Origin of the sequence: Paenibacillus sp. MMO-58 (genome assembly GCF_037146255.1) — a bacterium.
Lineage (GTDB): Bacteria > Bacillota > Bacilli > Paenibacillales > Paenibacillaceae > Pristimantibacillus.
In genome coordinates this window covers 277,999-302,402 of record NZ_JBBCVY010000001.1, presented here as the reverse complement: position 1 = coordinate 302,402, position 24,404 = coordinate 277,999, and the positions used below count along the sequence as shown (strand labels likewise).

At 49.6% G+C, this 24,404-nt stretch carries 17 protein-coding genes; 2 read left to right on the top strand and 15 right to left on the bottom strand.

Features of this window, described 5'->3' with window-relative positions; translation table 11 throughout:
• Position 1: 1 nt before the first annotated feature.
• Both WFJ73_RS01235 and WFJ73_RS01230 read right to left on the bottom strand, forming a co-directional pair.
• Positions 2 to 775, bottom strand: a complete 774-nt coding sequence (locus WFJ73_RS01235; RefSeq protein WP_336771155.1) for an SDR family oxidoreductase — start codon at positions 773 to 775, stop codon at positions 2 to 4.
• A gap of 27 nt (positions 776 to 802) precedes the next feature.
• The gene (locus tag WFJ73_RS01230) at positions 803 to 2,071 is read right to left on the bottom strand and encodes a lactate racemase domain-containing protein (RefSeq protein WP_336771154.1); all 1,269 of its coding nucleotides are present in this window, start codon (positions 2,069 to 2,071) and stop codon (positions 803 to 805) included.
• 124 nt (positions 2,072 to 2,195) lie between these two features.
• Here WFJ73_RS01230 and WFJ73_RS01225 point away from each other — a divergent pair, with 124 nt between their 5' ends.
• Positions 2,196 to 3,359, top strand: coding sequence for an ROK family protein (locus WFJ73_RS01225; RefSeq protein ID WP_336771152.1), 1,164 nt, complete (start codon positions 2,196 to 2,198; stop codon positions 3,357 to 3,359).
• 46 nt (positions 3,360 to 3,405) lie between these two features.
• On the opposite strand, the gene cysI is transcribed toward WFJ73_RS01225, so the two are convergent.
• From cysI to WFJ73_RS01210, 3 genes are all read right to left on the bottom strand, one after another.
• Entirely contained in the window at positions 3,406 to 5,130 is a 1,725-nt protein-coding gene (gene cysI / locus WFJ73_RS01220) for an assimilatory sulfite reductase (NADPH) hemoprotein subunit (RefSeq protein ID WP_336771151.1), read from the bottom strand.
• A 70-nt stretch (positions 5,131 to 5,200) separates the two neighbouring features.
• On the bottom strand, positions 5,201 to 7,060 hold the full coding sequence (locus tag WFJ73_RS01215) for an assimilatory sulfite reductase (NADPH) flavoprotein subunit (RefSeq protein WP_336771149.1): 1,860 nt from the start codon (positions 7,058 to 7,060) through the stop codon (positions 5,201 to 5,203).
• A gap of 334 nt (positions 7,061 to 7,394) precedes the next feature.
• The gene (locus WFJ73_RS01210) at positions 7,395 to 8,384 is read right to left on the bottom strand and encodes a cell wall hydrolase (RefSeq protein ID WP_336771147.1); all 990 of its coding nucleotides are present in this window, start codon (positions 8,382 to 8,384) and stop codon (positions 7,395 to 7,397) included.
• 350 nt (positions 8,385 to 8,734) lie between these two features.
• Between WFJ73_RS01210 and WFJ73_RS01205 the strand changes: the two genes are divergently transcribed.
• Positions 8,735 to 9,343, top strand: coding sequence for a transcriptional regulator (locus tag WFJ73_RS01205; protein ID WP_442955911.1), 609 nt, complete (start codon positions 8,735 to 8,737; stop codon positions 9,341 to 9,343).
• 913 nt (positions 9,344 to 10,256) lie between these two features.
• Here the strand turns inward: WFJ73_RS01205 and WFJ73_RS01200 are convergent.
• The 10 genes from WFJ73_RS01200 to WFJ73_RS01155 form a co-directional block, all read right to left on the bottom strand.
• Positions 10,257 to 12,305 (bottom strand): GxGYxYP domain-containing protein, encoded by a 2,049-nt coding sequence (locus tag WFJ73_RS01200; RefSeq protein WP_336771146.1) that lies wholly within the window; start codon positions 12,303 to 12,305, stop codon positions 10,257 to 10,259.
• A 266-nt stretch (positions 12,306 to 12,571) separates the two neighbouring features.
• The gene (locus WFJ73_RS01195; RefSeq protein WP_336771145.1) at positions 12,572 to 13,105 is read right to left on the bottom strand and encodes a hypothetical protein; all 534 of its coding nucleotides are present in this window, start codon (positions 13,103 to 13,105) and stop codon (positions 12,572 to 12,574) included.
• A gap of 141 nt (positions 13,106 to 13,246) precedes the next feature.
• Positions 13,247 to 14,998, bottom strand: a complete 1,752-nt coding sequence (locus WFJ73_RS01190; RefSeq protein WP_336771143.1) for a glycoside hydrolase family 2 protein — start codon at positions 14,996 to 14,998, stop codon at positions 13,247 to 13,249.
• A 22-nt stretch (positions 14,999 to 15,020) separates the two neighbouring features.
• Positions 15,021 to 15,920 (bottom strand): carbohydrate ABC transporter permease, encoded by a 900-nt coding sequence (locus tag WFJ73_RS01185; RefSeq protein ID WP_336771142.1) that lies wholly within the window; start codon positions 15,918 to 15,920, stop codon positions 15,021 to 15,023.
• Positions 15,921 to 15,938: 18 nt separating this feature from the next.
• The gene (locus WFJ73_RS01180) at positions 15,939 to 16,853 is read right to left on the bottom strand and encodes an ABC transporter permease (RefSeq protein WP_336771140.1); all 915 of its coding nucleotides are present in this window, start codon (positions 16,851 to 16,853) and stop codon (positions 15,939 to 15,941) included.
• Positions 16,854 to 16,949: 96 nt separating this feature from the next.
• Positions 16,950 to 18,695: an ABC transporter substrate-binding protein gene (locus WFJ73_RS01175; protein ID WP_336771139.1), complete on the bottom strand. Its 1,746-nt coding sequence runs from the start codon at positions 18,693 to 18,695 to the stop codon at positions 16,950 to 16,952.
• Positions 18,696 to 18,860: 165 nt separating this feature from the next.
• Positions 18,861 to 19,814, bottom strand: a complete 954-nt coding sequence (locus WFJ73_RS01170; RefSeq protein ID WP_336771138.1) for a glycoside hydrolase family 43 protein — start codon at positions 19,812 to 19,814, stop codon at positions 18,861 to 18,863.
• 223 nt (positions 19,815 to 20,037) lie between these two features.
• The gene (locus WFJ73_RS01165) at positions 20,038 to 20,877 is read right to left on the bottom strand and encodes a helix-turn-helix transcriptional regulator (protein ID WP_336771137.1); all 840 of its coding nucleotides are present in this window, start codon (positions 20,875 to 20,877) and stop codon (positions 20,038 to 20,040) included.
• A gap of 166 nt (positions 20,878 to 21,043) precedes the next feature.
• On the bottom strand, positions 21,044 to 22,840 hold the full coding sequence (locus tag WFJ73_RS01160; protein WP_336771135.1) for a sensor histidine kinase: 1,797 nt from the start codon (positions 22,838 to 22,840) through the stop codon (positions 21,044 to 21,046).
• 30 nt (positions 22,841 to 22,870) lie between these two features.
• Positions 22,871 to 24,304 (bottom strand): response regulator transcription factor, encoded by a 1,434-nt coding sequence (locus WFJ73_RS01155; RefSeq protein ID WP_336771133.1) that lies wholly within the window; start codon positions 24,302 to 24,304, stop codon positions 22,871 to 22,873.
• Between the last annotated feature and the right edge of the window lie 100 nt (positions 24,305 to 24,404).

The following is a 24,404-nucleotide window of genomic DNA, read 5'->3' as shown; positions in this document are numbered from 1 at the left end:
TCTAGATCGTCATGCTGCCGAAACCGCCGTCCACGCGGATCAATGTTCCCGTTACGAAGCCCGATGCTTTCTCCGAAGCCAGCCATACCGCTGCGCCTTGAAGCTCCTCCGGCGTTCCGAAGCGGTTCATCGGCGTATGACGCATGATGGAGGCAACACGTTCTTCACTTAATATTTTACGGTTCTGTTCTGCCGGGAAGAACCCCGGAATAATGGCATTCACCCGGATGCTTTGCTCGGCGAATTCGCGGGCAAGGAATTGCGTAACGCTGTTAAGACCGGCTTTGGATACCGAATAAGTGAATACTTTGGACAACGGCGTTGTTGAAGATACGGATGAAATATTAATAATGCTGCCCGTCCGCTGCTGCTCGATCATCCGCTTCGCAAAGATTTGGCAGGTGAGCACGATCCCTTTCAGGTTGACGTCCATAATGTCATCCCACTCTTCCATTTCTAGCTCGAAGAATGGAGTTGGGCTGTTTTTGCCCGGAGCATTGAGCAGAATATCGCATCCGCCTCTCCACGCTTCAATCTCCGACTGTACCTTAAGAAGCGACTCCTTGGACAATACATCCGCCTGGAACGCCTTCGCGCTGCCGCCATCGCTGATAATGGAGTCTACGACATCCTGTGCCTTTTCGAGATTCCGTCCAACAATCGCAACATGCGCGCCGTGAGCGGCAAGACCTGCTGCCATCGAAGAGCCAAGCACGCTGTTGCCGCCGATTACAACCGCCGTTTTCCCCGTTAAATCAAATAAATTAGCCGTCATATCTCTTCTCTCCCCATTGTCTCTGATCTAGAACAAGTTTCCGTCGTTATCGAAATCAAGCTCATACAAATCCTTTACAACTTCCATGCGCGGATGATGCATCACGTATTCCAGGAGAGCTTCCGATACTTCAATCTCGCCAATTTCCAGCGTGTTTTTGATCCGCACCATTTTTACCTGGTCAAAATGCAAAATATTGCACGTCTTGATCGACGCCTGTATCGTCTCCCGGTCATTCGGAAGCGTAGTGGCAATCTTGGTCGGCGCCACAACCGTCGAAGTCAGACCGTTTGCGTACGTTTTCTCCAGGTCCATCTTGTCTACGAGACGCTGGGTTGTAAAATCCGCCGTTCCAACGCCGTTTGCGTTGCCTTCCGTCTGATGCGTCAGGTCGAGTACGGCCATTTTGTTCACGTCCGGCCCTCCATGGGCATAAGGCGTCGGATAACGGCCCGTAATGTTGGGATCCATTCCGTCGCCGCTGATGTTCTTGCCGATCTGATCAATAATAAGAACTTCCAGCTGGTCGAAGAACAGCTTCGGCAGCAGCTCTTTCGCTTGGGCGAGGAATTGCGGCTCCCGCTCTACGATTTCATCAGGAGTAAGCGTTTCGATGAACCGGACTTTATCGAAAGCATTCTCGATCGACGCTACGCCAAACAGTACCGGCTTCTGCTCCATAATAAGCTTTGCCATAGCCGGAACATTCTCCGCCATATATTTGAAGCCAAGCTGGTGGCACGCCTCCGCGCCTCTTTGCTTGCCAAGACCGATGCTGATCATCTTCATGATACCGCTTTCTACATTGCCTCTAAAAGCCGTATGCGGCTTCACGCGGTTAATGACCACAATGCCGTCCGCCGCGGCAGCGAATTTATCCAGATAGACAGGAAGGCCGTTCGGAAGCTCGCCAAGCTGCACAACTTCCATCGATGAGCGGATCTCGCATCCTGCCGTCTCTTCCGTTACGCCCAGATGAGCGAGCACTTCGCGTTGTCCTTCCGCCGTCGCCCCGCCATGGCTTCCCATGCTTGGCACGATAAAAGGCTTTGCTCCTGCATCCTTCAGGAACTTCACGGTAACCGCCGTAATTTCTACGAGACGGTCAAGTCCGCGGCTGCCTACCGCGATTGCAATCTCCATGCCCGGCTTGACGCGGCTTGTAATTTGCTCCCGCTGAAGCTTCGGCAGCAGCTCGCTTGCGATATCCTCAATTTTTGTATCGTCGAAATTGACTTTCACCTTGGCCATGCGCGGAATCGGAATATCCTTGACCAGATCCTGCAAAATACCCATCCTGTCATCGCTCCTTTTTACGCTCTAATAATTTGTTTGTTTAATGAACAAATTAATTGTATTATTAATGTAACAAGCACTATCTCCATTGTCAATTCCGTATTTATGCTACTAGGAGGATAAAATGATTACCGGCGACGCTTCTTATATAAAGAAAATGAATCGCTCTCTGATTCTGAAAGAAATCTTGAAGGAAGGCATGCTTTCGAGAGCCGACGTCTCCAAAGTAACCGCCCTCACCCGGGCGACGGTATCGGGTCAGGTCTCGGATCTGCTTGACGAGGAATTGGTTATCGAGAAAGAAATCGAATACAACCAGGTCGGCCGCAAACCGATTATGCTGTCCATTAACGCGGAGGCCGGTTATGCGATCGGCATCGATCTGGAGTATGATCAGATTTCCTTCGCGATCTCGGATCTTCAAGGCTCTCTTGTCCTCTCCGACACCATTAAACTTCAGAACAACGCTTACGCGGATATCTTGACCTTATTGACCGGGCAGATCAAGCATTATCAGGAGCGCTTCGCTGCCAGCCGGTACGGCATTGTCGGCATTGTCATCGCCATTCACGGGCTTGTCTCAACGGATGAAGTGATTCATTATATCCCGTCCTTTGACTGGCATGACGTCCCGCTGAAGAGCGATCTGGAGAACGCTCTTGCCCTGCAGGTCAAGCTTGAGAACAATGCTAATCTCAGCGCTTTCGCAGAACGCGTTTTTTTCCACCACGAGACCAACGATCTGTTAAGCGTCACTTTGCATTCCGGCATCGGGATGGGCATGATGATAAATCACTCCTTCTTCCGGGGGCGGGACGGTTTTGCTGGGGAGATTGGCCATATGATTGTTGTGCCTAGCGGCCTTCCGTGCAATTGCGGCAATCAAGGCTGCTGGGAGAAATACGCTTCCGAGACAAGCGTCCTCCAGTTATTGCGCGCCAAGAAGCCGGACGCGGACATCACCTACGCGCAAATCGGACGCTGGATGGAAGAGAAGGATCCGGAAGTGACGAAGCTAATGGAGCAGTTCATCTATTATCTGTCCATCGGATTAAATAACATAATTAATATTTATAACCCGGAGGTAGTTGTTCTGGACAGCGAATTGCTGCGGATTTATCCGGATTCCCTGCCGCTCATTGAATCGAATTTAAACTCCAGAGTGAGCCACTACCGGGAAATCAAAATTTCTACCATCGGAAAAAAATCCTGCGTGCTTGGCGCATGCGCGATTGCGATCCAGAACTTTCTGCAGGTTCCCGTCTTGAATCTTCCATATAAAGGTTAACGCAAAAAAAAGCGGTGCAGAGTTTGTTCTCTGCACCGCTTTGCTGTTAGTCGTGGAAGTTCGTTCCGTCCGTTACAGCCTTCACGTAACCCGCACGGATGACAAAGTCGCCAAAATTCTCGCCGTTGTTGCGTTCAGCCGCATACCGGTTGATGATAGGTGTAAGGGTATCAATGATTTCGTCTTCGCCGATGTTTTCTTTGTACATCTTGCTGAGGCGGTCGCCCGCGAAGCCTGCCCCCATATACATATTGTATTTGCCAGGCGATTTGCCGATAAACGAAATTTCGCCAAGCGCCGGACGCGCGCAGCCGTTCGGGCAGCCTGTCATCCGGATGTTGATCTCCTGATCCGCCAGTCCCGCGTTAGCAAGGATTGGCTCCAGACGGTCGATCAGCGACGGCAGATAACGCTCTGCTTCCGCCATGGCAAGACCGCAGGTTGGAAGGGCTACGCAGGCCAATGCGCTGCGACGGAGCGCCGAATAGTTCGAGCCTTCCGCAATGCCGAATTCCTTCAAAAGAGCAACGATTTTTGTCTTCTTCTGAGCGGTAACGTTAGCGATAACCAGGTTCTGGTTAGCCGTCAAACGGAAATCTCCGGTATGGATCTTGGCAATTTCGCGGAGCGCCGTTCTCAGCTTATTGCCTTCCGTATCCACAACGCGGCCGGCTTGAACATAAAGGTTCAGATTCCATTTGCCGTCTTTACCTTTGATCCAGCCGTAACGGTCACCCGTGTGCTCGAAGCGGAATTCGCGGGCAGGAGCAAGCTCCCAGCCGAGACGGTCTTGCAGCTCGTCTATGAACCAAGGAAGGCCATGACGATCGATTGTATATTTGAAACGAGCGTATTTACGTACGGAACGGTTTCCGTAGTCACGTTGGATCGTTACGACTTTTTCCGCCAGATCCAATACTTGATCAGGGGTTACAAAGCCGATGACTTTAGCAAGCTGCGGGTAAGTCGCCGTATCGCCATGCGTCATCCCCATGCCGCCGCCAACGCTGACGTTAAAGCCGGCAAGCTTGCCGTCTTCGCCAAGGATCGCAATAAAGCCAAGATCCTGCGAGTACACGTCTACGTCATTCGAAGGAGGTACGGCAATACCGATCTTAAACTTACGCGGCAGGTAGACAGGACCGTAAATCGGTTCAACCTCGCCTTGCTCCGCGCCGTCTACAACCTTCTCGCCGTCCAGCCAGATTTCATGGTAAGCAGGCGTTTTTGGCGCCAGATGTTTCGTAAGCTCCTGCGACCAGTAGTACACTTCGCTATGAAGCTCCGATTGGTACGGATTCGGGTTACACATGACGTTACGGCTAACGTCGCCGCATGCAGCGAGTGTCGACAGCATAGCCGCATTGATTTCTTGAATCGTTTTCTTCAGGTTCCATTTCAATACGCCATGCAGCTGGAACGCTTGACGCGTAGTCAGCTTCAGGCTGCCCGTACCGTATTTGTCAGCCAGGCTGTCCATCAGAAGCCATTGCTCCGGAGTCGCTACACCGCCCGGTGTAACGACGCGAAGCATAAATTGATAATAAGGCTCGAGCTTTTGCTTTTCGCGCTCGTTGCGATAATCGCGGTCATCCTGCATATAGCTTCCGTGGAATTTCAGAAGTCGGTTATCCAACTCGGGAAGGCCGCCGGTAATCCGGTTTGCCAGCGAGTCGGTCAACGAACCGCGCAAATAGTTACTTTCGAGTTTCAGTTGTTCCACGTCGCTCGGCGGTCCGCCGACGGGCTCGACTTTATGGTTCTTTGCCATTGCTGTTAGCTCCTTTGCCCATGTAATGGGCCTATACTTATCTATTTGCTATGCGCTGCCGATCGAGCGCCTAGTATACGTCGCGTTGGTAACGTCCTTGCTCTTGCAGAGCGGACAGGTAGGCTGCCGCATCCTCGGGAGATTTGCCGCCGTATTGGCCGATAATCGACAGGATCGCGGATTGAACGTCGTGCGCCATGTGCTTCTCGTCGCCGCAGACATATACATGAGCGCCGTTTTCCAGCCACTTGTACAGCTCTGCGCCGTTTTCCAGCATGCGGTGTTGTACGTAGACCTTCTCATCCGAATCACGGGAGAATGCTACATCCAGCTTCGACAATACGCCGTCCTTCAGCATGCGCTGCCAATCCGTCTGGTACAGGAAGTCCGTTACGAAATGGCGATCGCCGTAGAACAGCCAGGTCTGGCCATCGGCACCCGATTCCTCGCGCTCTTCCAGGAATGCGCGGAATGGAGCAACACCAGTGCCGGGACCAACCATGATCACAGGCGTTTCCGGACTAACCGGCGGCTTGAAGTTCGGGTTCTGTTGAATAAAGATCGGCAGCTTGTCGCCAGGCTGCAGACGTTCGGATACAAATACCGAGCATACTCCTTTGCGGTCACGGCCATGCGCTTCGTATTCCACCTTGCGGATGGTCAGATGCACTTCTTCCGGATGCGCTTCAATGCTGCTTGCGATCGAATAAAGACGCGGAGGCAGCTTGCGGAGCAGGTTTGCAACATCCGCTGCTTTCAGTGTCCAAGGCGCGAAATCACGGAGCAGGTCAAGCAGATCGCGTCCGTTCAGATACGCTTTCAGTTCTTCTTTATTTTCCGGTTTAACAAGCTCGGCAAGCTTGGCATTGCCCGAGAAAGCAACGGCTTTTTCCAGCAGCGGCTTCGTTAATACCGTAATTTCATAATGATGGAGCAGGGCTTCACGCAGCGCCGAAGTCTCTCCTGCTTTACCCGTTACAACCTTCTCATTCGCATCCCAATTAAGAAGCGTGATGATGTCGTTTACTAATGCAGGATCGTTTTGCGCGTATACGCCAACCGCATCGCCAGGCGCATAAGTCAGACCGGATCCTTCAAGCGACAGCTCCAAATGGCGTGTCTCGCGATCGGAGCCTCTGCCGTTCAGGTTCAAGCTGTCCAGCACTTCAGCCATAAACGGATTCGAACGGGAGTATTCGGACTCGCCTGCTGCTGCCGGGGAAGCCGATACGGCTGCTCCTTGCGGAGCCGCTGCTGCCGATGGTGCAGCGCTAACCGCGCCGCTTACTGCCGCAAGCCAACCGGCTGCCGCATCTTCGAAATCAACGTCGCAGTCCACGCGGTCAACGATACGTTCAGCGCCAAGCTCAGCGAGACGGGAATCAAAGTCTGCGCCTGTTTTGCAGAAAAATTCGTACGATGTGTCGCCAAGAGCCAGAACGGAGAACTTCATGCCTTCCAGCTTAGGAGCACGTTTGCCATGCAGGAATTCGTAGAACGTCAAGGCGTTATCCGGCGGATCTCCTTCGCCATGCGTGCTTGCGAGGATAAACAAATAGCCGACTTCTTTTAATTTGTTGGTCTTGAACTTGTTCATCGCCGACAATGTTACTTCAAAGCCTTGGGCTTTCAGCTTTTCAGCAAGACGGCCAGCCAGTCTTTGCGCATTGCCTGTTTGCGATCCGAACAAAATGGTAGCATCCTTAGGACCTTGCGGCACAGCAGGCACTACAGAAAGTGCGGTCGCAGGCGCTTCCGCAACAGCTGCTCCTGCGGCAACCGATGCCAGAGCCGTGTTATTGCCCGCGCCGTAAAAAGCTAAATAACCGCTCAACCATTGCATTTGAGATCCTGTTAAAGTTGGGAGCAGCTTGTTAAGCAGTTCTGCCTGCTCGCCCGTAAACGGACTATTCGTCACTTGAAGTTGCAAACAACATCCACCTCACATCAATCTATAAAATCCGACTTCGACACTCTGTTTTTTACTATACTTAATACTAACGCAGGCTTTCGTTAGGTTCAATGCGTTCGTCGAAAAATGTCTATAAGATATTCTGTAATATTAATCACTTTTATTTATAAAGCTGCGTATCCGGACCTATATGACATGTTTTTTCCCTAATTATGGCTGTAAAATGCTTTTTCTTCTCTTCCAGCAAGGCATCGGCCAGCGATAAGAGGTTTCAAATTGTTCCGGATAGGGGTAAAAATCAATATAAAAAAATGCACCTCATTAGATGAGGTGCATCGATGATCTTATCCTGTTATCTTGCGAAATTGTGTCCGCCAATTCTGGCTACAACCTCGAGACTGCTCCAGAACGATCCTCTGGTGACGTTCGGATTGTAGAAATAAACGGCGTCATAAACGTTATTTCTCCCGTTCAAGGCATCCTTTGCTGCGCGAAGCGCGCTAGCATTCGGCTTGCTCTTGTCTAGCAGCCCGTTGTGAGCTGGGGGGAATTGCTTGCCGGAGTAGATTACATCGTGAATGGAATCCGGAAAACGGGAGTCCTTCACCCGGTTCAGAATAACATTCGCAATGGCAAGCTGTCCTTCGTAGGAGTCTCTGCCTGCTTCAATTTGGGAAATCTTCGCAAGCAGCGTTAAATCGCTTTGCGTATAAGATGAAGCCGGATTATCCAAGAATGAAGGGATAACAACTTTCAATTTTGTTCCGGGCTTTACCTGATCCTTGCTGTTTAAACCGTTGCGCTTGAGCAAAGTCGCGGCGCTGATTCCGTATTCCTTGCTGATCTCTGCAAGACCGTATTCATCGGTTACGGCCGCACGGTCCACATCGGTTAACTTTGCCGTATTCGAATCGGTATCCCACGTCAGGTCTGCATGGAGCACGTCAGCCAGCTGGCGGAGAGGCACGTACATTCTGCCGTCTTCCATGAACGGTACCGCATCCATCTTGTAACGGCTGTCGTTGAAATACACGACCGGTACGCCGTTGCCGAATACAACTTCATCATTATAGGCTGTATCTATTGTAAGTTCTTCATTATTGCTGTCCCAGCTGATCTCGGCGCCAAGCATCGTAGCAATGCGCGCTGCCGGTACATACATTCTGTTCTTTTGTGTAATAATGGAATCTGACAGCTTCGCGTTCTCGCCATTTACCCGAACCGTTGTTCCCGCTTCTGCTGCAGAAACGCTTGCAAGCGGTCCAGCACTAAGCCAGAGAAGCGCTAAAGCCATTACACAAGACATGATCTTCACAGATTTTTGCATGCTATGTATGATCATATATACCTCCTTGAATAAATGTAGGTATAAAGCCCTGAACCATTCATGCTCTGGGTAATTGTACCACATGCAAATATGAAGTTTGGATTAACATTTTCACAGAAAAGCTGAAATACGCTGGAAATTCTTTCATTTTTCTCATAAAAGAGCGATTTGTTTCTCATTTATTATTAATTTATACTGTTAATAAATAGTTGGTCGTGAAGAACACGCCGTTTTGATTTTCGTTTTATCTCCATGATAAGACGATTTCGAAGCGGCGTTTTTGTTTGTCTTCATGACCCTTTTCAGAAAAGGATGTGAGGGTCATAATCAAATTCGAACAAGCTTTTGAGGAATGGATGCAGAGCATGATTCGCGAAGAAAACAACCCACGAAGACGCGAATTGCTGGAGAAAGGACTTGGACACGGCACGATCGAATTTCTGCGTTTGGTCTGGTTCCCGGCCGTCGGCAGCTTCAAACACCTCTACCCGGAGTGGGAGGTGCAAGATTTCCACAACGGTTATCGCTATCTCGATTTGGCTTATATGCCTGGCGGAGACGCAAAAGGCGGCATAGAAATCCAAGGCTACGGTCCTCATGCCCGGGATCTGGATGTGCGGCGGTTTAAGGATCTGTGCTGGCGGCATTGCCTGCTCGCTTTGGACAACTGGGTGTTCCTGCCGGTTGCTTACCTCTCCATCGTTGAGGAACCTAAGCGCTGCCAGCAGCTCGTGCTCTCCTTTATAGGTAAATTCATTGCGGCGGATGTGCCGGAGTCTTTGGGCTGTCTTGAAGCGGAGACCATCCGTTACGCCAGAAGGCTGCTGCGGCCGTTTGTTCCTTCCGAGCTCGCTGCCCATCTGCGGGTTTCGGACCAATATGCGCGCCGGATCCTAGTCAGGCTGGTCGACCTCCGGCTTCTAATAGTAGCCAGCGGTAAACAGCGGTATCGTACATACGCTTTACGGGTGTGATGATGGTCCGCTCGCCGTCTGAGCGCGTGCTTGCTGTGTTGCTGTTGCTGTTGCTGTTGCTGTTGCTGTTGCTGCTCCAGAGGAGGCTAACGAAACTATGTATCGCTATTCGCCCGTTTTTGGGGCTTTTGAAATTCTAACGAAACTACAGATCGTTATTTGCTGCTTTTAAGCACCATGTGGTCTCTAATCAGCCAAATACGTTACTCAGTTTCGTTAGAATCCGAATGCGGCTGTTTTCCAGTAAATAACGATACTACGTTTCGTTAGCTTGGACTAGCTTCAAAGAACGTCCAAGCTTTGGTCGCTGGAGGATTTGAGTTGTAGCTATTACGATGATCAGGTTTGAGGGAGGATTGTGACTTCGGTGCGCATAATATGATCGCGTGCGATACTCAAGTAATCTGCATATCCACCAACTAACGCGGCTAATCCCAAGTTGTGGCTACGGCTAACGAAACTACGTATCGCTATTTGCCCGATTTCGGAGCTTTTGATGTTCTAAAGAAACTACGTATCGCTATTCGATGGTTTTGTGCGGCATATGACCTTATATGTGCCAAATAGCGTTACTACGGTTCGTTAGATTCGGCAGATAGTCGATTTGTCACAAATAAGGTTACTACGTTTCGTTAGCGAGTGACGATCAGGTTGGCAAGGACGGTCAGCTTGGCACGGTCGGACAGGCGGCGTAGTAGGTCAGCTAGGCAAGGACGGTCAGCTTGGCACGGTCAGACAAGCGGCGTGGATGGACAGTCTGGCAAGGTCGGTCAGTTTGACTCGGTCGGACGGTCAGTTTGGCAAGGACGGACAAGCGGCGTGGACGGACAGTTTGGCAAGGACGGGACAGTCAGCTTTAGTCTCGGAAATGACAAAGACCTCCGGCAACCCCGGAGGTCTTTGTCTGATCAGGTTACTTTTTCAAGCCGTTGGCGTCGCGGATCAGCGAGAAGTATTGGTCCGCGAGGACCACTTGATACTCAGGACCAAGCTCGGCTGTAACGTTCGCCAGATCCGTTGGCGTCATGCCCCATGCCAGAATGCCGAGGGATACGAACAGCGGCGATTTGCCGTCCCATTTCGCTTTGGCATCCGCGAGAGCTTTTTTCGTATCGTTGACGGAGCCTACGCCTTGGATGTTAGACGTTGGAACACCGTCTACAATGTCTACTTTAGTGAAGTTATCCCAGCCGATGAACAGACCAGGCACTTCATATTGATCGCGGTATGCCGCATTGTTCTCTTTGCTGAGCGGGAGGTTTTCACCATTCAGACGGTTAAGCACATACGGAATGTTCATGCCTGTTTTCTTCAGGTAGTCTTTCGTGTTTTTCAGATAATCGGTGAGAGCCTTCTCCGGCCAAGCTGCAGGGTAGAAGTAACCCGCTCCGGAAGGACCTGCGATAATCTGATCGTTAGCCGTTGCCGTGCCATAGAAGTAGTTCAGCATGGCAGGAGCGGCATCGTAGAGCAGCGGGCTGGAAGTCCAGTTGATCGGCACCTGGCCGCGTTTTGGATCATCCCACAAATTCCGCAGTCTATGCTGGTTATATTGCAGGTTGTCGCCTTCGCTGAAGGTATACGTTACGTAAATTTTGTTATCCAGCTTCACCGGCTTCGGAGCTTTAGGCTTCGAGAATTCCGGCTTCGTGCCGGAGAACACGGTCATATTGCTGAACCAGTCCGCCGCAAGCACGTATACGCCATGATTCGAAGCAACCTCTACGCCGCTGAACTCGCCTTGGAAATCGTTGCTGAACCATCCGAGATACGGAGTTCCCGGCTTCACATCGGACAGGATTTTCTCGAACAGCTCCTTCTCCGCCGGATCATTGGAATCCAGCCAGAAGACCATCGCTTTGTTCGCTACCGCATAATCGCGCAGGTAACCGTATGGCTCCTTCGTCAGGGAAGAGAACGGCTGGTCATTGGTCGCGCTCACCTTGTACTCATTCCACATCTCAACCGACATGGTCAGAGCCTTCGTGCCGGCAGGCGGCGTGAACTTGTACGTGAAATAGTTGCCGCCATCCGCAAAGCGGTGGCCGCCGCTGCCCGAAGATACCTGGGAGCTTTGCGGGTCATACAGGAAAGGCTTCTCTGCATCCGTACCCGGCAAGAAGTGCGCAATCTCCACTCCGTCAGCCTTCACCGAAATTTCGTGAACCGCCGAACCCCAGCCATCCTGGGTAAAAGCATCCCCGAACTTCACGTACACATCAGGCTTCGCCAAGAAGGACGACAGGTCGAGATCATACACTTTGCGGTTCTTCGCATCGCGCTCTTCCGTCTGCTCCTGCGCTACAACCTTGTAAGTATCCGGCTGATTCGCAGGCGGACGCGCGGATACTTCAGGGCTCAAACCAACCAGCATCCGGTGGGTTGTTTCCTTCCACAAGTTCTCGTACTCCCATGTATAAGCGTCTACGCGGTCTTTGAATTTGCCTTGAAGATCCTCGATTACTTTGAAGTTATACGGTGCGGCTTCCAGCTTTGCGGCCAGCTCTGGGCTTACAGCCACGCCGTCACGAAGCCCCGCCAGCGTTGTAGCCACGTTTACGGAATCCGGTACGTTAGGATCATAGATAATGATACCCTTTACTTCTTTTTGGAACTTTTTCAAAAGGTCAAAATAATCGTCGCGCACTTTATAGTCGACATCCAGATCATTCAGCCATTTGAACTTGCCTTCCTCCTTGCTTTCCAGCAGGTAGATACGGGGCTCCTTACGGTTGACAATCCCCTGCAAGGTAGACAGCATAAGCTTCACATCGCCCGGAGCATCATAAATGTCCGCAACCTCCAGCTGCTTAGGCTGCTTGAAGGTTGGAAGTTGTTGTTTGTCCGGCCATGAAATGGTGGATCCTTGTGCCGCCGGCTGCGGATCGGCATACGATCCTGCCGCCGTGAAAGACAGCGTACTGACAATTGCTAGACTGATTGCCGTTAACTTTCGAATCATGTTTTCACACCTCTTATGGTTTAATTAGTGATGCTGCAAATTCGAAAACGAAACGCTGGCTTCCCACCTCCTAGCCGTGCATCATAGCTGTGGCACTCACACAAGATATATTATATATATTGTATATGTCATTTCAATAACTTCGACAAAAATTACCAAATAAATAGTACTTTACGTCCGTACCAGGGTCTTAAGAAGGAGACTTATTCTTCCTTCAAATTACAAAAAAAGACTTCCGGAAATCCGGAAGTCTTAATCGGTTAGATCTATTTATTCTCTTTGACTACCTGTTCAGTCAGTTGCGTAATAGCAGCTTCATCTAATTTGTTATACTCCAACATGATTGAACCTTCCTCACCGTTAAAAAGAAGCAAAGTGCGCTCGCCTGCAACTGCTCTCTGAACTTGCTCACCGTCAATTACTATATCCTGACTATTATCCAGATCAGACTCGAAACTGCTATAGGTTATCGTAATGAACGTTTCACCTTGATAAGGTCCATATAAGATATCTCTTTCCTTATCTGCTTTCTGTTCGTCTGCCGGCTTCATCAGCTTGCCCTTATGATCGGTATAAGTAACAAGAACCTCTTGCTTGTCCCCAATGGCATTACCCTGCTCATCCTTTGGCGGACCGACGCGTTGCACATAATTAACTTCATATCCGTCTAGTTTTGGGATTCTAAAAGTGAGATTGGATTGCTCGATCTTCTCCTGGGCTTTAGCAATCCCATCATCGGAGTTCTGGCATCCGGTTAGCAACAGCAACAACACACAGAAGAGTATTCCAAGCTGTTTCATAAAATCACCTCGCAACTACATATTATAGGGTCACCCTCCCTATTCCTCCTTCTAGCAACAAAACAAAAGACTTCCGGTTACCCTGAAGTCTTGCGTTGCTTACATAACAAAAGACTTCCGGTTGCCCGGAAGCCTCACAATTTAATCCTCTATTACCGCCTTGCGGCTGTTAATACGGCGGATCAGCTCAGGGTCAAATTTCGCCCGTCTGTCGTACGTATACAAGCCGTTTACTTCCTGCTCCACATCATACAGCTGCGTGTAGCAGAAGCCAAACATCATGGGATGATCCAGCAGCGTATCCGTAAGCCCCGCATATCGGGCAAGAAAGTCCTCCTCCGATGCCGGACGGTCGCCGTAGCCCCACGACTTCTCATCCTTCTGGTCCGGATTCCACCAGATCCCGCCGTATTCGCTGACGAAATAAGGCTGACCTTCATACTGCTGCCTCTTGGGAAACGTATTAAACACTTCGCCGCCGCTTTTCATCGGCTCGTATCTCGCCCTGAACGTCTCTGGATTCTGATCGTAATCGTGAACGTCAAATATATCCGTGACGACATGGAAGCTACCGCTAGTATCGATAACCGGACGCGTCGGGTCCATCCGCTTCGTCACCTCATAGACAATGCGGAGCACCTCGTTATTTTGCCTGGTCCCGTCCTTATCCCAAGTCTCGTTAAACGGGCACCAGCCAATAAGCGCGGGATGGTTGAGATCGCGCTCCACTCCTTCCAGCCATTCCGGCAAAAAGCCGGCCAGCCCCTCCGAAGTCGTAATGTCCAATCCCCAGTTGGCATGCTCGCCCCATACGAGGTAACCAAGCTTATCCGCCCAGTACAGGAACCGGGGCTCGAATATTTTCTCATGCAGTCTTGCGCCGTTAAAACCAAGCCCCATCGAGATCTCGATATCCTTGCGGAGATCCTCGTCGCTTGGCGCCGTATAGACGCCGTCCGGGTAAAAGCCCTGATCCAGCACAAGCCGCTGGAATACGGATTTGCCGTTAATGCGGAATGCCATCCCGTCCAGCTTCACCGAGCGAAGCCCAAAATAAGATTGGACCGTATCAAGCGTCTGTCCATCCCGAACCAGACTCAGCTCGAGATCATACAGCTCGGGACTGCCCGGCTCCCAGAGATGAACCGCCGATAACGGGAGCGTCAGCTTTGCCGACGGACCGGATACGGCAATTGCCGCTTCGCCAGCCGCCGCGCCTTCATACAAGGCTTTTACAGCCAGCCTGGTGCCTGTCTTAACCCCGCTTCCGCTAAGCTGCAGCTCCAGATGCGCACATGCATTGTCCGGGTCCGGGACAAGCTTCATCCCTGCCAAATAAGCCTCCGGTACCCGCTCCAGCCATACCGTCTGCCAGATGCCCGTTGTGCGGGTATAATCGCAGCCTGATGAATAATACCCTCCGCATTGCTTGCCACGCGGCTGACGTCCTGATCGAAGGTCGTCTACCGCGTAAACGGTAATTACGTTGCTTCCCGCCGAGACCGCAGAAGTAATATCAAAGCTGAAGGAGGAATAACCGCCGCGGTGCCTGCCTACCGACGTACCGTTCACCCATACCTCGGCCTCGTAATCCACGGCGCCAAAGTGAAGCAGAACTCGCCCGTCGTTTGCCCAATCATCCGGAAGAATAATCTCTCTTTTGTACCAGACCGCTGCCATAAAATCCTTGTATTCCACGCCCGAGAGCTTGCTCTCCGGGCAGAACGGCACGGTAATCGTGCCGGACAGCTCAAGACCGGGCTCCTGGAAGCCGCGCTCCTTGCCGCTTTTGCCATGGTCGATCTCGAACTGCCACTGCCCGTTCAGGTTGATCCAATCAGGCCGAATCCACTGAGGACGCGGAAATTCGGGACGGGGAATCGTAGGTTTCATAGGTTAGCAAGCTCCTTTGCAATTAGCCTTTAATAGAACCAACATAGACGCCCTTAACAAAATATTTCTGAAGAAACGGATATACCATCAGAATCGGCAGCGTGGAGAAGACGATCGTGCAATACTTCACCAATTCCCGGAAAGCGGTCGCGCTGGATGCACTGTCGATTACAACGCCGCCGGCGCTGCCCTGAGTCGTAGCCGTGGAATCGTTCGCCACCAGAATCTCCTTAAGCAGCAGCTGCAGCGGGAACTGATCCCGGTCCTTCAGCAAGACCATCGCGTTAAACCAGGAGTTCCAGTTGCCTACGAGATAATAGAGGAAAATAACGGCGAGCGTTGCCTTGGACAACGGCAAAATTACGTTTACGAGCAGCTTCAGCTGGCTTGCGCCGTCGATAATCGCCGCTTCCTCGAGCTCAGTCGGAATCGACTGGAAGCCGGTACGGAGCACGATCATATTCCATGTATTCAGGGCCGTAGGCAGAATCATGGCCCATAGATTGTTGTACAGGCCGATATCCTTCATTAATAAGAACCACGGAATCAAACCGCCGCCAAAGAACATCGTCACGGTTATGATGATCATGATATATTTCTTGAAATACAAATCGCGTCTGGACAGAACGAAAGCGCCCATAATCGTCATGAGCATATTCACCAGCGTTCCAAGCCCTACATACAAGATGGTATTCTTGTAGCCGACTAATAGACTGTTATCCTTAAAAATCAGCTTATAGCCGTCCATCGTAAGGCCAAGCGGCTTTAAAAGAATGCCTTTATGCGCAACCAGTCTTGCCGGATCGCTGACGGAAGCGAAGATGATATGGACGATCGGATACAGGCAGCACAATGTTAAAACCGTAAGCAGGACATAGATCATGACATCAAATGCTCTGCTGCTGATCGAATGATATTTCATCGTAAAAGCCTCCCCTTTCTACCATAAGCTCACTTCGGATTTGCGGCTTGCTATTTTGTTCGTTACCCAGAGCAGGGCAAAGTTGACTAACGAGCTGATAAGGCCTACGGCCGTCGAATAGCTCAAGCTTGCTTCGCGCAAGCCTCTCCGGTAGACATAGGATGCAATAACATCGGCTCTATCGTAAGTAAGCGGATTGTAGAGAAGGATAATCTTCTCATAGCTGGACGCCATGATGCCGCCTACGGCGAAAATAAACAGAATGATAATGACCGGGCTGATCTGCGGCAGCGTAATATGCCACATTTTCTTCAGTCTGCCGATTCCGTCCATATCCGCCGCTTCGTACAGCGTCGAATCGATCGAGCTCATGGCTGCGAGATAGATGATGCTGGACCACCCGATCGTCTGCCAGATGTCGGAGAACGTATAGATCGGCCTGAAAAATTGGGAATACCCGAGCAAAGAGGTATAATCCTTACCTGTGATCAGCTGAAGCAGCTGGGTAATAACCCCTTCATCCGCCGTGAAAATATGAATCATCCCGCAGACGACAACCAGAGAGATAAAATGCGGCATGTAAGTGATCGTCTGTACCAGCTTCTTGAACTTGCCGTCGCGTATTTCATTGAGCAATAACGCCAAAATAATCGGAGCGGTGAAGCCAAAGGCAAGTCCCCATACGTTCAGAAGCAGCGTATTTTTGACGACCCGCCAGAAATACGGTCCCTCGAAGAAATCGATAAAATGTTTCAGGCCTACCCAATCGCTGTTCGAAAAACCAAGCAGAGGCTTAAAATCCTTAAACGCGATTAACAGTCCCCACATCGGCCCATAGCAGAAAATCACAAACCATGCGATGACAGGTACCGCCAATAAATAGACAAACCAGTTTTTTCTAACGTCTTTTTTGATGATTTGACCCGTTCTCATGCTTCCACCGCCTTATTTCCCAGGTAGGGCATCGCCGCCTGCGGATTCCGCAGACAGCCATGCCCGTTTATCTCCTGTATGAACCTGAACTTGAAATTACCGTGCGTTATACCGGTCAAGCGCAGCCTGATGGATGCTCAGGAACTCGTCAAGCCCCATCTTCTTCGCTTCGCTCAAAAATTTGTCGTATGCATCTACCGGCAGCTGGCCCTTGATAATCTTGGCAAAATATTCATTGCGCAGCGTCGACAGCTGGTTGCCAAGCTCCGCCTCGCGGGAGGCTTCTTCCGTCGTGAACGTAATCGGAGGCATGGCTACGCTAGTGTCCATATTTTCCGTCCAGCTTTTCCGGATGTCGCCCGAATAGCTGCCTTCTGCCACGATAAGCGGATTGGAGTTGTGCTCGTCGCGGATATCCGGCCAGGAGTGCATGCGGTATTTCACAAGGGTTGTCGCCACCGGTTGACCGTCCGGATCTTTGTAAATATAGCTATCCGGCTGGAAGTAAGGCTTTCCTGTCTCGTCAACCAGATGCACCTTGCCGTATTCGCCGTAGTTCAGAATCTCCCAGCCCTTCTTGCTGTAAGCAAAATCAAGAAATCTCATAGCCGCTTCCACGTCGCCAGCCTGCGTTGTAATGGCAGCTGATCTGCCGGTTCTTTTGAAGTTCTTGTAAGTAGTTGCCGCCTTGTCGCCGGCATTCAGAACCGGGTTCAAAGCGCCAACGAAGTCAATATTGTTCTGCTGCTTCCAGTAGCTCCACATCGTATCCGGAGAATCCATCATAACGGCGGTTTTAGCCGAAATAGCGCTTGCCATCCGCTGATTGAAGTCCGCTGTCGCCCAGTCTTTGTTCAGCAGTCCCTCTTTGTTCCATTGCTGCATGGTAGCCAGGTATTCCTTCGCCTTAGGCTGGGCAGGTCCCCATTGCACCTTGCCGTCCGCATCCATAAACGTCCAGTCCCATACGCCATAAGCACCGTTGATGATGCCCGTAAAGATCTGGCCGTAAGTGGAACCGTAGTTAAGCGGCTCGCTGTAGCCGACTTCCTTCGCTTTGGTCAGGAACGTATGCCATTCGTCAATCGTATTCGGCACTTCGAGCCCCGTCTTCTCAAGCGCTTCCTTCTTGATCAGCATGCCGAACCACATCCATTCGGAATAAGGAGCGATGCCGTAGAAGCCCAGCAGCTTGCCGCTGTCCGTTACCGTTGTTTTTCTTCTAGTCTCATCGGAGTTGCGCCATTCGCTATAGTTCGGAGCGTATTTATCCATGTAATCCGTCAAATCCAGATAAGCGCCGTCTTTAACGCCCGCTTCAAGTCCGCCTGGGTAACGTTCCGGCTCGATAATAATGTCCGGCAGCTCGCCCGAAGACATCATCAGCGTAAACGCATCCGCTTCCTGTCCAACCGGAGGCGTAATGAAATTAACCTTGATGCCGGTTAATTTCTCAACCTGCTTCTGTACGACCTGGTTGTTCATATCCGGAATCTGGGAATCGGCCGGCAGCCATACGTCCAGCGTGACATCCTTTTTATAAGGATAAGCATCATAATGGCTTGGAATTTTCTCGTCGTACAGGTCGCCAAGATAAGTATCGTTTAACGTGTTGTTGACTTCATCCATCTGCTCTTGGGTTGGGGTTTTATTGCCGCGAATCGTTGGGCTGATATCCGAGAAAGCCGTCGTCTCTGCCGGCGCTTGCGAGCTATCGGTTGTTGCGGCCGGGTCCGAGGACTCCTTAGGATCATTATTGTTGTTGCTGCAGGCCGCCAGGGCGGAACCGGTCAGTACGGATACAAGCATCAAGTTAAGCAAACGTTTCTTCATCGTTCCCATATTTATCCCCCTTAATGTCAACGTTTTCATTTTAAAATAATGGAATTAATAACGCTAATCTCATCAAATCCTGCGTATTATAGAGCTTCCCTTTCGTTTTACCTAGCAGAAAAACTATTTAGTTACAGAATTGATGTATCAATTGGCAAAAAAAAGAGCTGTTGCTTATTCCCCCGATGGCACATTCAAGGCAAACGTATCCCCGTAAGGCACTCCAAAATCAGGCGATCCGTCCGGATGCCAGCCAAACTTCTGAATACGGGTAGCACGATGCTTGGTCTCCACTCCCGGCGCATGGAGCGCATGGTAAACAATCCAATCCTCCTGATCATCAGGCGACTTGGTAAAGCTGTTATGTCCGGTTGCGTATACCCCGTTCTCCACGCTCTTCTTAAATACCGGCTGCATCGTTTTCTTCCAGGAATCCGCAGCCATCGGATCGGCCGAATCCTCCATGGTCAGCATCCCAAGCGAATAATCCTCGGACCAGGTCGTGCTGGCGGAATAAATAAGGAATACTTTTCCGTTACGCTTCAGCATAACAGGTCCCTCATTTATGGCCATGCCTCCTTGCTTCTCCCATTCCAGGGTTGGTGCCGTCAGCAAGGTCTGTTCTCCGGTTAAGGTCCACGGATTCGTCATCCGCATGATATAGATGGCTGATCCGTAATCCGGAAAGTGACCATATCCGGCGTACAGGAAGTACAGCTGCTCTCCCATCTCAAGAACGGTTCCGTCCAGACCGGGTACGGGAGTCTGCAACGCGCCCTTCCACTTCCACTTGCCCTCAAGCGGATCCGCCTGCTCATTCTCCAGGACGCAAATCCGGCGGGTATCATCCCCTCCTCCATCATTAGCGGTGTAGTAGATGTACCATTTGTTATTCAGGAAGTGAATTTCCGGCGCCCACAGATTGCTGCTGTACGAGCCTCCAGCCTCAGGTGTCCAAATTGTTTGCTTGCGCCCCCCCGCAAGTCCCGTCAAGCTGGCGGATTGCGTCAGTTCCAGACGGCTTCCCAGCGTACACATGTAGTAGTAATAACCGTCCGTATGCTTATACACCCATGGATCGCCAGCGTTTGCAACAATAGGGTTACAGAATGTCTTAGCTTGTGTCATCTACTCTCTCCTTTTCTTGCTCCTTCAGCATTACGTCTTTCATCTCCTATTATCTAGGAGACTCCCCTCGGCGAACAATTACGAAAGCGCTTTATTTTTTGTTCAAAAAGCGGAATAGCCAAATCGATTTCGACGGTCGAAAAAAAGCCGTCTCTTGGAGCAATGCCATTAAGATAGACTTAACTTAATGACTTTGCCCCAAGAGACAGCTTCATAGGAATCGTTATTTCATGTTTTGTTTGCGCCATTCGAACGGTGTTACCCCAGCCGCTTTCACGAAGAAATCATAGAACCGGCTGGAGGAGGTGAAGCCAACCTCGGAGGAAATCGATTCGATGGCTTTGTCGGTCTGCCGCAGCAGACGCTTCGCCTCCTCCATCCGCAGATTAATCATGTATTGCTTCGGCGATACGCCAACGATCTCGGTAAACTTCTTGCGCAAATTGCTCTCCGATACAAAATGCTTGGAGGCCAGCTCATGAACCGTAAGCTGACTATAGAATCTGGCGTGAATTTCTTTCAGTACTTCCTGAATAATCGCCTGATCATTCTTGCTTCGGGCCGTTTGGGAAGAGGGGGCTTGATATCGCTGGAATAAGACGATCACCGTCTCGAAAGCGATTCTCATTATATTGAAGGAATCCATGCTGCCCCGATCTTTCTTCCATTCCTTCTCCAGCTGGCTATAGCTGATTTCCGCCCACTCGGTATCTTCCTCGTCAAGCTGAATATGTTGAATTCGATTACATTCGTATCCGGCATGAAACAGAAACCGGGATTGGAGCGGAATTCGCTCATGGCTGAAATGAACGGATACCCCTCTCCAAGGCTTCGTGCAAACAAAGCCGTGATGCAGCCCGGGAGGAATCAGGATCAAGCTTCCCGCGCTAACCTTTATGTTTTGTTCCGGGGAACTGTAATAGCCTTCGCCATCCAGAACCAAAGTCAATTCGTCGTAATCATGAGAATGCGAGATAAAAAGACCGTCTCCCTCTTCCAAATGAAAGGTATGCGGCTTGAAACGGTCGATGCTTATAATAAAGCTTTCATTGCATTGCTCCATCTTCCATCCCCCTTTTTCCTTTGCATGCTCTCTCTCCTGAAGCTCTATTAGGAAATTATAGCAATAATTTCAAGAGATGCTCAAGGAAAAGGAAGTATGGAAGGTGGACAAATCTATTGATCTTTCTTCAACTGATCCAACGTAGCGGAACCATCCCTTATTGCCATTATTGTTCCAAAGCTGGTATTTTGACGATTATGGTCGTTCCGCATCCCAACCGGCTAACGATGTCTACTACGCCGTAGCTATCTCCGAACAGCAGCTTTATTCGGTTATTAATATTAGGCAGCCCGATGCTTTTCCCCGATCCTCTGTCCGAATACTCCGCATTCAGCTTCTCTCTTAGCTGTCTAAGCCTCTCCTCATCCATTCCTCTTCCCGAATCCGTTATCGTGAAGCATATGTCTCCATTGGCATCGAAATGGCCGCTTACCTTAAGCTCTCCTCCTGCATCCACTCTCTCAAGTCCATGGTAAACGGCATTCTCCACAATGGGCTGCAAAATCATTTTTGGTGTTTGCAGGTTCAATAGCTTCTGGTTTATGCGCACTTCCATTGCAAATTTGTTCTCATATCGAATAGAGATAATATTCAAATAAGCCTTAATGCATTCGATTTCTTCGCTGATCCGTACCAGCTCATCCTCTTTCACGCTATATCGGAAAATCTTGGACATACACGAGGTAATTTGAGCGATTTCCTTGCTGCCGTATTCCAGCCCGATGCCGCTGATGCAATTTAAAGTATTATAAAGAAAATGCGGATTGATTTGACTTTGTAGAGCGGAAAACTCCGCCTGCTTCTTATTGAGCTCCGATTCGTATAATCGTGCTTGCGTGCTAATAACATGGCTGGACATATTCTCCATTTTATCAATCATCCGATTGATATCGTAAGCGAGCACCCCAACTTCATTCGTCGAACGGACCTTTACTCTAAAGCCCTCCCGCTTGCCGATTTTCCTCATATCCGCTACAAGGCCCATAACCGGCCGCGTCAAATTATTCAGGAAGAAATAACCGAGAATAAAGAGGCTCAGAATGATTCCGATTCCGGCTACAATGCTGTTGTGTTTAATGGGGTTCATGTCCGCCGTCAATTCATGAACCGGAATAATACTGACGATGCTCCACCCGTCTGCTTGTTCCAGACCTTTCTCCTGGACGATAACCTTCTCCCCGTTAATCTTCGTTTTCACTCCGCTTGTCAAGCTGTCCCGGTCCGCCGACAGGATATCCTCGAACAAAACGCCGCGGAAGCCTGCCTGGTTGGAAGCTATAACTTCGTTGCTGCTGTTCAGAATATACAGGGCGGAGTGAGGCGTAAGCTCCGTGTTTTCGATCAGCTCCTGCAGCTTTCCGATATTGACCATAATGGAACAAAAGCCGGTTCTTTGCGAAAAATGAACGCCGCCTATCGATTCGATAATAGGTGCCACATAAAAGAAATATTTATTTCCTGATTTGCCGTCTTTCAACAAATCCGTAAACCTTCCTTCTTTTAAAGCTTCGCTGTCGTTTTTGTACTTATTGATAAACGCGTTATAATGATTCAGGAAAAAGATATCGCCGGTTTTCGAATCGACGCTGTAAACCTTTCTGCCTTCATTATCATTAATGACAATGCCGCTTACATAGGAATTGAAGGATCTCATGTACTCCATCAGGTCGATGACGTAATTGCCGATATCGATATCTCTCGTGTAATCATTATCCGCCGTTGTAAATTCCTGAATTTTCCTATTATCTACAGCAGTATTCGTGCTGATCTTTATATCGTTAAACACCGAATCGATCTTTTGGCGCGTCTGCTCAATTATTTTATTGCCGTAATTAGCGGCCCTTGTCTGGGTCAGATTATAAAAGCTGAAATAGAAATAAGCCTCCATAAAGGTAAAGATGATGACCGTAAATAACACGATAAGGAAGATCTGATGCTTAAGCTTCAGTCTGCTGATCTTCAAGCTGCCCACTCCGATACGTTAATTTAAAAATCAGCATTTTCTGTACTTTGCGGGGGTTATTCCGCATTGCTTCTTGAATACTTTATTGAAATAATAATAATCCATGATTCCTACCTTTAATGCTACTTCCTCAACGGACATTTCCGTATGCTTCAACAGCTCGCAGGCTTTGTTTATCCTGAGTTCCGTGACATATTCCGAGAAGGTTTTCCCCAAGTTTTTCTTGAACAGCTGGCAGCAATAGACCTGATTAAGGAAAAACTTTGCGGATAAATCTTTTAGATACAGCTTGGTTGAATAGTGATTATCGATATATTTCACCATCTGGGCGAAATAGGAACCGATATCGCCTTCACTTTCGCATTGGCGGTTCAGCTGCCGGATATAGAGAAGGACATCATACAAAAAACCGCATAAGGACTCAAAGTTCTCGAAGCGCTCCTTGAGCTCGGAATAATTGAGGAAGCCCAGCTCCATGTCTTTCAGCTCCTCGTAAAAGGAAGCCAATAATACGCCGACCACCTGATTCCATAAATAAACAACCTCCCCCATGCCGGCATTATTTTTGCTGAAGTCGTTTTTGAGCCTCCCCATGGTATCTTCCAAAGCTTCGAATTGTTTCTCCTGAATAATGACAGAAATGCTATCTATAAAAGGCTTGACTGTATTCAGCTTTTGCTCGAATTCGAATAAACCCTTTTCATCCTCATTTAAAAAGACCTTCGAGGCCGCCAGATCGGATTCCTTGATCAGCTTGGCAACATCCTTGTAATGATTCGAGATGCTGCTGATTCCCGCAGCTTTAATATCTGATCCCACCAAACCCGCCAAAGCAAGTCCCTTCAAATCCGCCAATTTGCCGCTTTTAAGTATGTATAGCGTTTTTCTAGATCCCAGCTCTATCTCCAAGGCATGCTTGACATCAAACCTCTTTTTGCCGCTGATTTGATCGCGATTCGAATAAAGAATAAGCGCGCGATAATAGTCATCATTCGAAGAAGAATCAAAAAAAGGAGTTAAACGGCTCAATTCATGTTCGTCCGCCGACATTAACGCCTCCAGGATAAGGTTATTACGATGGCCTCTTTTGTTGGCAAAATGGACAGCCAGCTTATTAATTAAGGTTTCCGCCAACTCGATATCGATAGGCTTCAAGAAATAATCCAGCGCCCCGTATCTTATTGCCTCCTGCGCATAGGCAAATTCGGCGAAACCGCTTACAACTACAAAGTCGGCATGCTTGCCCTTTTCTCTGGTCATCCTCATCAGCTCTAGCCCGGAAATTTCAGGCATTCTAATGTCCGTAACGATCAGGTCGGGATTTTCCTCGCATATAAACTCAAATGCTTTATGAACGCTTGTGAACTGACCGGTTATTTCAAATCCGTGTTTGCTCCAGTCAAAGGCATTCCTTATCCCTTTAATCGCCCATGGCTCATCATCTACAATAATGACACTATACATAAGTACCTCCCGATAGGTTCTTCTCGTCATAATCGCAGCCATTCACTTTATATGGACAAAGGCCTATGGACCCTTAAGTCCATAGGCTTGCCAGCAAGCC